Raw genomic sequence first — 13228 nt, forward strand, 5'->3', positions numbered from 1 at the left:
GTGTCGGATCGGCACACGATCATCTCGGCGGACGGGCACGCCGGCGCCGGGATGGACACCTATCGCGAGTTCCTGGACCCGTCCTGGCGTGCGGAGTTCGACGACTGGCGGGAGCGCTACCGCAACCCGTTCCGAGACCTCCAGGGCGACGGTCGCACCCGCAACTGGGACGACGACCGGCGGATCGCCGAGTTGGCCGCGGACGGCATCGTCGCCGAGGTGGTGTTCCCCAACACGGTGCCGCCGTTCTTCCCGACCGGGCAACTGCTCGCCCGCCCGCCGTCGGCGCGCTCCTACGCCCGCCGACTGGCCGGGATCCGGGCGCACAACCGGTGGCTGGCCCAGTGGTGCGGCGGGGCGAACGCGGTGCGTCGGGCCGGGCTGGCCCAGGTGTTCCTGAACGACATCGAGGACGCGGTCGCCGAGGCGGTGTGGGCCAAGGAACAGGGGCTCGCGGGCATCCTGATCCCGACTACGCCACCGGACGTGAGCGGCATCCTGCCGCTGTACGCGCCGGAGTGGGACCGGCTCTGGGAGGTGTGCCAGGACCTGGAGTTGGCGGTGGTCAACCACGGCGGGTCGGGCAGTCCGGACTACGGCGACCACCCGGCCGCGACGTTCCTGTGGATCGCCGAGGCGACGCTGTTCTCCCGTCGGCCGCTGACCCACATGCTGCTCTCCGGGGCGTTCGCGCGCTTTCCCCGGCTCAAGTTCGCCATCACCGAGCAGGGCGCGGCCTGGATCCCGCCGCTGCTGCGGCAGTTGGACGGCTACCACGCGCAGATGGCCACCGGTCGGATCGGTGAGCTCAAGTACACCGAGGCCGACCGGCTGCCGGAGCCGCCCAGCGCGTACTTCGCCCGCAACTGCTGGGTGGGCGCGAGCTTCCCGTCGCCGACGGAGGCGCTGGCGCGGCACGAGTTGGGCATCGACCGCTACATGTGGGGCGCGGACTACCCGCACGACGAGGGCACCTATCCGTACACGCGGGAGGCGCTGCGTCGGTCCTTCCACGACGCCTCGCCGACCGAGTTGCGCGCGATCCTGGCCGGGAACGCGGCGACGCTGTACGGCTTCGACCTGCCCGCGCTGGACGCACTGGCGGCCGAGGTCGGCCCGACCCACGCGGAACTCGCCGAGCCCTTGGCCGACCTCCCCGCAGACAGCAACAGCCCGGCGTTCACCCGGCCGTAGCCGTCTCGGCCACCGGCCGGATCACGCTCGAACGGCTCCGCCGCCGTCGACGGTCGTCGGTGGTGATCGGCGGCGGCCGTCGGAGCCGCCGCCTCGACCTCAGGACGCCACGGCCGGCCGCAGCACCTCCTCGCACCATCGGCGGCACGTGGTCGGCGTGTCGTCGGGGGTGCTCGGCGCGTCGGCGCCGTAGTAGCCCTGGGCGTCCAGGGACTCGACCATGTCGGCGAGTCCCCACGCCCAGGTCTCGCCCACCCCGTGACCCAGCAGGTTCTCTCCGGATCCCGCCGCTGCCCGTCTCCGTCGCCGCCCGCCATCCCTGCCCGGGCGTCGTCTACCGACCGGTTGCGGACGTCCCACCTGCGGTTCCGGCCATCGCCTGGCCCCGGCAATCCCGCTCGACGGTCGTGCCGAGTCTCGTTCGGGCGGCCGCGTCGGTGGCCGAACGGGGGACCGTCGCGTCGTGACGCGGCCCACGTCGCGCGATCCCCGAACGGCCATTGATGGTTGGCGGGGGCCCGACTAGAGTCGCGCAACCGAACTGCCGCGCGTGCCTTCCCGGGAGCGAAACGATCATGGTGGAACAGAAGAACGACGAGTTCATCGAGCCCTCGCCCGAGGAGATCGTTCTCTTCACCAAGGAGCACGTCTCGCAGATGGAGCAGTCGGACGGCGACGACGTCTGGCTCCTGGCCGGGATGAACCACGTACTCGTGCACACGGTCGGCCGCAAGAGCGGCAAGCTGCACAAGGTCGCGCTCCCGTTCTGGGCGGACGAGAACGGCCACCGCGTCGTGGTCGGTTCCTTCGCCGGCGCCGCCAAGCACCCGTCCTGGTACGTGAACCTGTCCGACCGCACGGCCAACCCGCAACTGCTGGTCCGCGTCCAGCACGCAACGTACTGGAGCACCGCCGAGATCCTCGACGGCGACGAGTACACCAAGACCTGGGCCGCGCTCACCGCCGACCGCGAGTACTACAACAACTACCAGACCCGCACCGACCGCCGGATTCCGTTGGTCCGCCTCCCGGAAACCACCCTGATCGCCCGCCGCGACTGACGCCTCGAGCCCGAACGCCTCGAAGCACGCATCGCACTCGACCTCGCCGGGCCCACCCGGACCCAAACCGCCACCCGGTGACCCGTCAGTCCGTCAGAAGTTTCTTCTGGACCTTGCCCATGGCGTTGCGGGGCAGGTCGGTGACGAAGACCACGCGCCTGGGGCGCTTGTGGACGGACAGTCCGGACGCGACGTGGTCAATGAGCTGACGCTCCGTCACCTCGGCGCCGGAGACCACGAAGGCGACGATCTCCTGGCCCAGATCGGGGTGCGCGACGCCGATCACCGCCGCCTCGTGCACGGCCGGGTGGGCCAGCAGGGAAGCCTCCACCTCGCCCGCGCCGACCCGGTAGCCGCCGGTCTTGATCAGGTCGGTGCTCGCCCGGCCGACGATGCGATGCCGGCCCTCGGCGTCGATCACCGCGACGTCGCCGGTGCGGAACCAGCCGTCCGGGGTCAGCGTCTCGGCGGTGGCGTCGGGGCGGTTCAGGTAGCCCTGGAACAGGGTCGGCGAATCGATCTGCAACTCGCCGACCGTTTCGCCGTCGTACGGACACGCCGACCCGTCCTCGCCGACCAGTCGGGTGCGCACGCCCGCGATCGGCAATCCCACGAAGCCGGGCCGGCGCTCGCCGTCCGCCCGAGTGCTGACCGTGATCAGCGTCTCGGTCATGCCGTACCGCTCGATCGGCCGATGCCCGGTGAGTTCGGTCAGCCGCTCGAACACCGGCACGGGCAGTGGCGCGCTCCCGGACACCAGCAGCCGCGCGCCGGCGAGCGCGCGTGCCGAGTCCTCGTCCCGCGTGACCCGCGACCACACCGTGGGCACGCCGAAGTACATGCTCCCGCCGGCCTGTGCGTACGCCGCCGGCGTGGGCCGGCCGGTGTGCACCACCCGCGAGCCGACGCGCAGCGCGCCGAGTACGCCCAGCACGAGACCGTGCACGTGGAACAGCGGCAGGCCGTGGACCAGGACGTCGTCCGCCGTCCACGCCCACGCTTCGGCGAGCCCGTCCAGGCCGGCCGCGATCGCCGCGTGCGGGATCAGCACGCCCTTCGGCGGACCCGTGGTGCCGCTCGTGTACAGGATCAGCGCGGTCGTGTCCGGAGCCGGCTCCCGGTGTGTGCTCGCCGAGCGCGCGGTGAGGTCGACCGGCATGGTCGGCAACCCGGTGTCGGTCCACGGGCCCGGCGCGAGCAGCAGTACCGCGCCCGAGTCGGACAGGATGTGTGTGCGCTCCAGCGGACCCGAGTCCGGCGGAACCGGGACCACCGGGACGCCCGCGATCAGGCCGGCCAGTGTGGCCACCACGGTGGCCGAACTCGCGTCCGCCCGCAGCGCGACGGCCGGCGCGCCCGCGATGCGATCCGCCAACGCCGTCGCGGCCCCGAACAACGCCTCGCGTGACATCGCCTCCCCGGCCACCGTGACCGCGTCGAACCGATCCGGCACGGGTGAGTCAAGCGAGACGAGAGCAGACACGAACCGACCTCCAGCCACGACAACCGACCCGCCGATGCTAGTGCGCGCGAACCCGGGTCAGGCGCCGTCGCCCGAACCCGCGACCCGCCCCGGCACCCCCGCGCCGCGCGGCACGGTCCACGGCGGGCCGTCCCGCGTCGCGAGTCCAGGGATTCCCCCGGGACAACGGGTGGGTCGGCGCATAGCGTGGGAGTGAGCGGGGCGGGGGAACCGGCTGGGGGGTCGGGCCGTCCCAGGGGCAGGACAATCGGTGGAGCAAGGAGTGGTTGTGCGTCGAAATCGCGCGAGGACACTGAGGATCTCGGCCGTTGCGGCGGTGTGCGTATCGCTTGGCGCGCTCACCGCGTGCGGAACCGCCGAGAGTCCGCTGTCGACCATCGAGAAGACGTCGCCGACCGATCCGGTGACCGAGTCCGCGGGTTCCGGCCTGGACGAGAACGTCCGCAACGAGGACCTCGACGTCGGCGAACTGGCGCGCCGGGCAAAGCAGTCCGCGTCCGGTCTCAAGACCGTGCACGTGGTGGCGGACATCGTCTCCGACGGCAAGGCGATGCGGCTCGACCTGCGCGTGGACCGGGGCAGCGAGGACTTCCAGGGCACCATCCAGCAGAACGACGTCCGGCTGGAAGTGCGCCGGGTCGGCTCCGACATGTACGTCAAGGGCGACGAGCGGGCGTACCGCTCGCTGGTCGGCACCGTGGACGGCGAACTCGCCGCCAAGCTGCTCGCCGGCAAATGGCTCAAGGGCGACGTCAACAGCGAGAAACTGCGCGGCGTCCGCAGCATCACCACCGTCGCCGACCCCGGCGCGGCCCTGAAGAACTTCCCCGAGGACGGCGTCAAGCTGCCCATCGAGACGATCGACGACCGCAGGATGATCCCGCTCACCGGTCCGCCCGGGAGCAACAGCGGCAAGGTCTACATCGAGGCCCAGGGCGGCAAGCCCTACCCGGTGCTGATCGTGTCCAAGAGTTCGACCAACAGCGGGTCGATCAGCTACGGCGACTTCGACATCCCGGTCAAGGTGACCGTGCCGCCGGCGGCCGACGTGATCGAGATCCCCGACCGCACGAGCTCGTCGGGCACGCCCCGCCCGGGCAGCACGGCCTGACCGCCCGCCCGACGCCGAAGGCCGTCACACCCCCGCCGACCCACCCCCGCCCGCCTCGGAGCCCACGACGGGGGATCGAAGGCACACCCTAGGATGCTCTGCGTCAACGCGCCGCGTCCGTCGACGAGGCGCGGCATCGGGGAACCACCGCGGAGGGGAGTTGCGATGACGGTCGTTCTCGCACAGGGAGAGCGCGTCAGCATCGGCAAGGGCGAGGCCGGTTCGGTCGCCCGGGTCCGGATGGGACTGGGCTGGGACCCGATCAAGCACGAGGGGCTGCGCCCGGGGCTGCAGGCGCTCACCGGCGTCGACCTGGACGCGTCGTGTCTGCTGTTCGACGCCGATCACCATCTCGTGGACACCGTGTGGTCCAGGCAGTTGGTCTCCAAGGACGGCGCGGTCACGCACACCGGGGACAACACCACCGGGGCCGGCGAGGGGGACGACGAGTCGATCATCGTGGACCTCGCCGCGCTGCCGCTGCGGGTGACGGCGCTGGTCTTCACGGTCAGCGCGTTCTCCAGCGACGACTTCTCCCGGGTCGCCAACGCGTTCTGCCGGCTGGTGGACGAGCGCGACGAGAGCGAACTCGTGCGCTACGAACTCTCCACCACCGACTCGCACGACAACGCGCAGATCATGGTCAAGCTCGCGCGCGGCGGCGAGGGCTGGGTGCTGACCGCGATCGGCCGCTCGGCCAAGGGCAACACGTTCGGCGACCTGCTGCCCGAGGTCCAGAAGTACCTGTAGGCGTCGCCTCGGCGGGACACCCCGCCACAGGCGACCGCGGACTACGCCGCGACGACGAGCCCGCGCTCGCGCGCGTAGTCCGCCAACGCCTCGCGCAGCCGCCGCCGACCGCGGTGCAGGCGCGACATCACCGTGCCGAGCGGGACGCCCATGAACGCGGCTATGTCCTTGTACGGATAGCCCTCCACATCGGCCAGGTACACCGCGACCCGGAACTCCTCGGGCAGGTCCCGCAGTGCGGCCACCACCTGCGAGTCCGGCAGGTGGTCCAACGCCTCGGTCTCCGCCGACCGCAGACCGGTCGACTCGTGTGTTCCGGCCCGGTAGAGCTGCCAGTCCTCGATCTCCTGCACGCCCGACGCCACCGGCTGCCGCTGCTTCCGGCGGTAGGAGGTGATGAAGGTGTTGGTGAGGATCCGGTACAACCAGGCCTTCAGGTTCGTTCCGTCGCGGAACTGATGGAAGGACGCGTACGCCTTCGTGAACGTCTCCTGGACCAGGTCCTCGGCGTCCGAGGCGTTGCGGGTCATCCGCAGCGCGGCCGGGTAGAGCGGGTCCAGGAACGGCACGGCGTCACGCTCGAAGCGTTCGCGCCCCGGTCCGGGGGTGGTCAGGAGATCAGTCAAGTCGTCGCTCCCGCTACACGATGCACGGACCCGTCGGCGCCTGTCGGTCCCCACCGCGCCCGGGTATGTAAATCTCCCCTGCCCATCATGTTCCCGCCGATGCGGGAAACAGCCGGGCCATTGGTCCCTCATCGGTGCGAAATCGGTGTGCGGACCGAACTGCGTGCGAGATCGGCGCGATAGAGAGCGATCGGGGCACACCGCGATCACGGAAGGTCGGGATCCGTTCACGCTGTGTCGACCATGGTGTTCCCCGGTCCGGCTCGGAGCCCTATGCTCACGGTGATGGGCGCGTCACAGCTTGGCCACCGCGAGCTTCGCCAGCGTGACCAACTGGTCCTTGGTCGGCGGCGGGTCGCCGCCGCCCGCGTTGAGCGAGAACACCGCCGTCTCGTCGCCGCGACGGGCCGCGATCACCAATACGCCACCGATCGTGTCGGGCTGTACGTACACCGCCGCGTCGCCCAGGCCCGGCACCTTCTCGGTCCGGGTGTCGCCCAGCGTGCCCAGGTAGGCGTCCAGTGCCTTGTCCACGCCGCCCGAGGTCTTCGAGCGGGTCGCGATCGTGCTGATCACCGGAGCCCCGTCGGCCGCCGCGTAGTCGCAGCCCAGCGGATTCTGCGCGGCCCGCAGCCCCGGCATCGCCAGCGCCTGCGAGACCTGCTCGGCGGTGAGCACCCCACACGCGTCCACCGCCCGCAAATCGCCGCCCGCGCCGGCGCCGCCCGCGGTCGGGCTCGGGCTCTTCGCGCCGTCCGCCTTCGTGCCGCCGTCGTCGTTGCACGCGGCCACCGGCAGCACGACGGCCGCGACCGCGACCACCACGCCCATCCGAACCCTCACGGCGCTCCCCATTCCCGGCTCGTCCCCCCGGCACGTTCCCCGGCTCCCGGCATGATCCGACATTTCCCGGCCCGCGGTGCGGTCCCGCACAGATCGTCGCGGCTCGCGAGCGGCGCGACAATGCCGTCGCGTCTCGCGATGCGGGCTGCGATCAAGCTCACACCACCCCCGACGAACCCGGAATTCGCAGGTGGGGCCGGGAATTCGGTCTGGTCCGATGTGCCCGGCATGTGGACCGGGCCTGCGGGGCACCTGCACACGTGTCCTAAAGTCACGCAGGTTCGACCCCGATGCCGTCGCCCCACCAAGGGCACGGCACTCTGTCGTCCCGAGGCACCCGTCCGATTTCCCCCGCACCCGGACACCCCGGGCAAGGAGGTACGTAGCTCGTGATCCGTAAGCTGTTGGTGGCCAACCGAGGCGAAATCGCCGTGCGCGCCCTGCGCGCCGCCACCGAGCTCGACATCACCACGGTCGCCGTCTACGCGTACGAGGACCGGCACTCGCTGCATCGCCAGAAGGCGGACGAGAGTTACGAGATCGGCGAGCGGGGCCATCCGCTGCGCGCCTACCTCGACGTCGACACCATCGTCGGCGCGGCGATCGCGTGCGGTGCCGACGCGATCTACCCCGGCTACGGCTTCCTGTCCGAGAACCCGCTGCTCGCCGAGGCGTGCGAGGCCAACGGGATCACCTTCGTCGGCCCCTCGGCCGAGGTGCTCTCGCTCGCGGGCAACAAGGTGCGCGCGCTCGAGGCCGCGAAGGGCGCCGGGCTGCCCACGCTGCAGACCGCGCCGCCGCAGGACGACGTGGACGCGCTGGTGGCCGCCGCGGACACGATCGGCTTCCCGATCTTCGTCAAGGCCGCCGCCGGCGGTGGTGGCCGAGGGCTGCGCAAGGTGGACCGCCGCGAGGACCTGCGCTCCTCGATCGAGACCGCGATGCGCGAGGCGCAGACCGCCTTCGGCGACCCCACCGTCTTCCTGGAGGAGGCGGTGATCCGCCCCCGCCACATCGAGGTACAGATCCTGGCCGGCGCCGACGGCGGCGTCGTGCACCTGTACGAGCGGGACTGCTCGATGCAGCGGCGGCACCAGAAGGTCGTCGAGATCGCGCCCGCGCCCAACCTGGACCCGGAACTGCGGGACCGGATCTGCGCCGACGCGGTGCGCTTCGCGGAGGCCGTGGGCTACCGCAACGCGGGCACCGTGGAGTTTCTGCTCGACGAGCGCGGCCGGTACGTGTTCATCGAGATGAACCCGCGCATCCAGGTCGAGCACACGGTCACCGAGGAGATCACCGGAGTCGACCTGGTGCAGGCCCAGTTGCGGGTCGCCTCCGGCGCGAGCCTGACCGATCTCGGGCTGGTGCAGAGCGAGATCCGGATCCAGGGCGCGGCACTGCAGTGCCGGATCACCACCGAGGACCCCGCGGCCGACTTCCGCCCGGACACCGGCACCGTGTCCGCCTACCGCTCGCCCGGCGGCGCGGGCGTGCGCCTGGACGGCGGTACCTACACCGGCGCCGAGGTGCTGCCCTACTTCGACTCGATGCTGGTCAAGCTGACCTGCCGGGGCCGGACCTTCGGCGACGCGGTCAACCGGGCCCGGCGCGCGGTGGCCGAGTTCCGCATCCGCGGCGTCGCGACCAACATCCCGTTCCTGCAGGCCGTGCTCGACGACCCGGCCTTCCGCCAGGGCCGGATCACCACGTCGTTCATCGACGAGCACCCCGAACTGGTCCGCTCCCGCCCGGGTGCCGACCGCGGCACCCGGCTGCTGGCCTACCTGGCCGACGTCACCGTCAACCGCCCGTACGGCCCGACACCGAGCATCGCCGTCCCGCGCACCAAGCTGCCCGAGCTGCCCACCGGCGACCTGCCCAAGGGCAGCCGGGACCGGCTCCTGGAGCTGGGCGCGGCCGGTTTCGCCCGGGCGCTGCGCGAGCAGAGCGCGCTGGCGATCACCGACACCACCTTCCGCGACGCGCACCAGTCGCTGCTGGCGACCCGGGTGCGCACCTACGACCTGGCCGCCGCGGCGCCCTACGTCGCGCGGATGACGCCGCAGCTGCTGAGCGTCGAGGCGTGGGGCGGGGCGACCTACGACGTCGCGCTGCGCTTCCTCAAGGAGGACCCGTGGCACCGCCTGGCGGCGCTGCGCGAGGGCATGCCCAACCTCAACATCCAGATGTTGCTGCGCGGTCGCAACACCGTCGGGTACACGCCGTACCCCGACAAGGTGTGCGTGCGCTTCGTCGAGGAGGCCGCCCGCACCGGTATCGACGTGTTCCGCATCTTCGACGCGCTCAACGACATCGAGGCGATGCGTCCGGCGATCGAGGCCACCCTCGGCACGCACGCGATCGCCGAGGGCACGCTGTGCTACACCGGCGACCTGTCCAACCCGGCCGAGAAGTTGTACACGCTGGACTACTACCTGCGGCTCGCCGAGCAGCTGGTCGAGGCCGGCGTGCACGTGTTGTGCGTCAAGGACATGGCCGGCCTGCTCCGGGCACCCGCCGCCCGCACCCTGATCGGGGCGCTGCGCGAGCGCTTCGACCTCCCGGTGCACCTGCACACCCACGACACCGCCGGCGGCCAGTTGGCCACCTACCTCGCCGCCGTCGAGGCCGGGGTCGACGCGATCGACGGCGCCTCGGCCGCGCTGGCCGGGACCACCAGCCAGCCGCCGCTGTCCGCGATCGTGGCCGCGACCGACTACACCGAGCGCGCCACCGGCCTGTCCCTGGACGCGCTGTGCGCGCTGGAGCCCTACTGGGCGGCGGTGCGCGAGGCGTACGCGCCGTTCGAGTCCGGCCTGCCCGCGCCCACCGGCCGGGTCTACCGGCACGAGATCCCCGGCGGCCAGCTCTCCAACCTGCGCCAGCAGGCCATCGCGCTGGGCCTGGGCCACAAGTTCGAGGACATCGAGGACGCCTACGCGGCGTCGAACCGGATCCTGGGCAACATCGTCAAGGTCACCCCGTCCAGCAAGGTGGTCGGCGACCTCGCGCTGCACCTGAGCGCGGTGGGCGCCGACCCGGCCAAGTTCGAGGCCGACCCCGGCGCGTTCGACGTGCCGGACTCGGTGATCGGCTTCCTCCAGGGCGAGTTGGGCACCCCGCCCGGCGGCTGGCCCGAGCCGTTCCGCACCCGCGCCCTCGCGGGCCGCACCGCGAGCGCGACGCGCACCGTGGAGCTGACCCCGGAGCAGGACGCCGCGCTGGACGGCGACGAACTGCGCGACACGCTCAACCGACTGCTGTTCCCCGGCCCGGCCAAGGACTACGACGAGGCCGAGCGGCTGTACGGCGACGTCTCCGCGGTGCCGACCGTGCCGTTCCTGTACGGCCTGGTCCAGGGCGAGGAATTGGCCATCAAGTTGTCCACGGGGGTCTCGCTCTACCTCGCGGTCGAGGCGGTCGGCGACGCCGACGAGCGCGGCTTCCGCACCGTGTACTGCCGGATGAACGGCCAGCCGCGGGTGCTCTCGGTGCGCGACCGCTCGGTCAAGCCGGCCCGTCCGGAGAGCGAGCGGGCCAACCCCGATAACCCGAAGCACGTGGCCGCGCCGTTCAGCGGTGTGGTCACCCTCCAGGTGGCCGTGGGCGACGAGGTCGAGGCCGGCGGCACGGTGGCGACCATCGAGGCGATGAAGATGGAGGCGTCGATCACCGCGCAGAGCGCGGGCACCGTGGCCCGGTTGGCGATCGGTGCGGTGTCCTCGGTCGAGGCCGGCGACCTGCTGCTCGAACTGGGCTGACCCGGCGGGGTCCGCGGCGGAGCGATCCGAGCGGGTCGAAGCCGATCGAATCCGGACCAACTCGATCGTTTTCCCGATCGGCCCGAACCACACGAACCACCACCCGAGCATTCGGGTGGTGGTTCGTGGCGCTTTTCGGACACGTTTGGCAGACGTTTGATTGCCTCATGTCCGATTTCACTGCGCCGTATGGGCTGCTTTCGCTCGTTTTTTCCGTTTCGTCGGTCCGTCGTTTCCCGAGGTGGGGCCGCATGTCGCGATCCTGACGTCAGGACGTACCCCCGGAGGGCTCTTGATCTTCCTGTGCTTCAGGTCACAGACTCGATGTCGCTCGGGGTTATCGGTGTCCATCCATCCGGATTGGGAGACCCTGCATGGCCGTGCGCCTGAGCACCCTCGACACGACCGCGGAACCCCGCGCCGCCGCACCCCCGCCACCACCGACCGTCGATCTGGACGACCTGCTGGCCCACCCGCACCTGGTCACCCGGCTGCCCACGCCGATGGCCCGGGCGGCGGGCGATCTGATGCTCGCCCGGCTCGCCACGCTGGAACCGGGCACCGTGGACCACTCGTATCTGCGCGGACTGCTCGTCGAGCTGAACCTGCCGATGGTCCGGCACGCCGCCGGGCGCTACCGGCGTCGCGGTGAGCCGGTCGAGGACATCGTCCAGGTCGGCACGATCGGCCTGATCAAGGCGATCGACCGCTACGAGGCGGATCGCGGCAGCAGCTTCATGGCCTACGCGATGCCGACCATCATCGGCGAGATCAAGCGCTTCTTCCGGGACACCTCCTGGTCCGTGCGGGTGCCGCGCCGGCTGCGCGAACTGCGCACCGAACTGCTGCGCGCCACCGACGAACTGACCGCGCTACACGGCCGCACACCCACGCCGCGCGAACTCTCCGAGCGGTTGTGCATCACCGAGGAGGAGGTGCTCGAAGGACTGGACGCCTGCACGGTGTACACCGCGACCTCACTCGACGAGACCGCCTACGGCGACGCGGACGGTCAGGAGACGGTCGGCGACCGGCTCGGCTCCGAGGACCACGCGCTCGATCTGGTCGAGTACCGCGAGGCACTGCGCCCGCTGTTGGCCGAACTGCCGCAGCGCGAGCGCGCCATCCTGGTCATGCGGTTCTACGGCAACCTGACCCAGGCGCAGATCGGTGAGCGGATCGGCATCTCGCAGATGCACGTGTCCCGCCTTCTCGCCCGGACCCTGGCGTCGCTGCGCGAACGGCTGATGATCCCGGGCTGACCACCCGCGCGCCCGGTCCGCCGACCGGGCGCGTTCCCCTTCCCGGTGGCAGCCGGAGGTTTGTTCGCCGGCGGGCCGAGAAGCCGCCAGGCGTAGGCTCGACTCGGGAAGGGGAACGCGCATGAGCGTTCGGCTCGACCGCAGGAACGCGCACGACGGCGTCGCCGAGGAGGCGCGGGAGGGTGTCCCGAGCGTCGACGAGGTGCTCGCCGAGCCGATCCTGATCGAGGGCCTGGCCCCGATGGCGGCGCGCGACCTCGGGGAGCGCATGTTGCGCCGGCTGGCCCGTTCCGAACCCGGCACCCGTACGCACAGCGAACTGCGCGGATGCCTGGTCGCGCTGAACATGCCGCTCGTGCGCCATGCCGCCGGACGCTACCGGCGCCGGGTCGAGCCGATGGAGGACATCCTCCAGGTCGGCACGATCGGCCTGATCAAGGCGATCGACGGGTACGACGGCGGCCGGGAGACCGGGTTCCTGGCGTACGCGATGCCCACCATCGCGGGCGAGATCAAGCGCTTCTTCCGGGACACGTCCTGGGCCGTGCGGGTACCGCGCCGGCTGCGCGAACTGCGGGGGGAACTGATGCGGGCCAACGACGCGCTGACCGCCGACCTCGGCCGCGAGCCGTGCGCCGCGGAGTTGGCGCGGCGGCTCGACCTGAGCGAGGCGCAGGTGGCGGAGGGACTCGCGGCGTGCTCGGCGTACAGCGCCTCCTCGCTCGACGAGTCCGCCTACGGCGACGCCGTCACGGTCGGCGAACGGATGGGGCGGGAGGACCACGCGCTCGATCTGGTCGAGTACCGCGAGTCGCTCAAGCCGCTGATCGCCGGCCTTCCGCAGCGCGAGCGGACCATCCTCGCGCTGCGGTTCACCGGTGACCTGACCCAGGCCCAGATCGGCGAACGCCTGGGCATCTCCCAGATGCACGTCTCGCGCCTGCTCACGCACACCCTGAAGGTGCTGCGGGAGGGCCTGACGACGGGACGCGAGAGCTTCGCGGTGTGAGGTGGGGGGGGGGGGCCCCCCCCCCCCCCCCCCCTCCCCCCCCCCCCCCCCCTCCCCCCCAACAAACCCCCCCAAGGGGTCGGAAACCCAAGAACCTCTCCCACTGCCCCCGCCCCCAACCCCCA

Annotated in this window: 11 protein-coding genes; 7 read left to right on the top strand and 4 right to left on the bottom strand. The window is 71.5% G+C overall.

The features are described from left to right. Complete coding sequence (locus ACZ4FV_RS01500; protein WP_395859667.1) at nt 1-1194, top strand: amidohydrolase family protein; 1194 nt, start codon at nt 1-3, stop codon at nt 1192-1194. Nucleotides 1195-1293: 99 nt separating this feature from the next. Here ACZ4FV_RS01500 and ACZ4FV_RS01505 read toward each other — a convergent pair whose 3' ends face one another. After that, nucleotides 1294-1449 (bottom strand): hypothetical protein, encoded by a 156-nt coding sequence (locus ACZ4FV_RS01505; protein ID WP_402229095.1) that lies wholly within the window; start codon nt 1447-1449, stop codon nt 1294-1296. Nucleotides 1450-1769: 320 nt separating this feature from the next. Here ACZ4FV_RS01505 and ACZ4FV_RS01510 point away from each other — a divergent pair, with 320 nt between their 5' ends. Next, a complete protein-coding gene (locus tag ACZ4FV_RS01510; RefSeq protein ID WP_395859665.1) occupies nt 1770-2255 on the top strand; it encodes a nitroreductase/quinone reductase family protein in 486 nt (161 codons plus the stop codon). An 85-nt stretch (nt 2256-2340) separates the two neighbouring features. Here the strand turns inward: ACZ4FV_RS01510 and ACZ4FV_RS01515 are convergent, their stop codons facing one another. Then, complete coding sequence (locus ACZ4FV_RS01515) at nt 2341-3738, bottom strand: acyl-CoA synthetase (protein WP_465321566.1); 1398 nt, start codon at nt 3736-3738, stop codon at nt 2341-2343. A 316-nt stretch (nt 3739-4054) separates the two neighbouring features. Here ACZ4FV_RS01515 and ACZ4FV_RS01520 point away from each other — a divergent pair, with 316 nt between their 5' ends. Beyond that, complete coding sequence (locus tag ACZ4FV_RS01520; RefSeq protein WP_402229092.1) at nt 4055-4849, top strand: hypothetical protein; 795 nt, start codon at nt 4055-4057, stop codon at nt 4847-4849. Between the two features lie 165 nt (nt 4850-5014). After that, on the top strand, nt 5015-5599 hold the full coding sequence (locus ACZ4FV_RS01525; protein ID WP_402229090.1) for a TerD family protein: 585 nt from the start codon (nt 5015-5017) through the stop codon (nt 5597-5599). A gap of 41 nt (nt 5600-5640) precedes the next feature. On the opposite strand, the gene ACZ4FV_RS01530 is transcribed toward ACZ4FV_RS01525, so the two are convergent. Then, nucleotides 5641-6225, bottom strand: a complete 585-nt coding sequence (locus ACZ4FV_RS01530) for a sigma-70 family RNA polymerase sigma factor (protein ID WP_395859661.1) — start codon at nt 6223-6225, stop codon at nt 5641-5643. Between the two features lie 294 nt (nt 6226-6519). Further along, nucleotides 6520-7068, bottom strand: a complete 549-nt coding sequence (locus tag ACZ4FV_RS01535; RefSeq protein WP_395859660.1) for a DUF3558 family protein — start codon at nt 7066-7068, stop codon at nt 6520-6522. A 389-nt stretch (nt 7069-7457) separates the two neighbouring features. On the opposite strand from ACZ4FV_RS01535, the gene ACZ4FV_RS01540 reads away from it, so the two are divergent. The 3 genes from ACZ4FV_RS01540 to ACZ4FV_RS01550 all read left to right on the top strand — a co-directional run bounded on the left by ACZ4FV_RS01540 (nt 7458) and on the right by ACZ4FV_RS01550 (nt 13103). After that, nucleotides 7458-10832, top strand: a complete 3375-nt coding sequence (locus ACZ4FV_RS01540; RefSeq protein WP_395859659.1) for a pyruvate carboxylase — start codon at nt 7458-7460, stop codon at nt 10830-10832. Between the two features lie 374 nt (nt 10833-11206). Beyond that, complete coding sequence (locus tag ACZ4FV_RS01545; RefSeq protein WP_395859658.1) at nt 11207-12094, top strand: RNA polymerase sigma factor SigF; 888 nt, start codon at nt 11207-11209, stop codon at nt 12092-12094. A 121-nt stretch (nt 12095-12215) separates the two neighbouring features. Further along, nucleotides 12216-13103, top strand: a complete 888-nt coding sequence (locus ACZ4FV_RS01550; protein ID WP_395859657.1) for a SigB/SigF/SigG family RNA polymerase sigma factor — start codon at nt 12216-12218, stop codon at nt 13101-13103. The last annotated feature ends 125 nt before the right edge of the window (nt 13104-13228 follow it).

The sequence above is a fragment of the Embleya sp. NPDC025285 genome, from assembly GCF_055558835.1.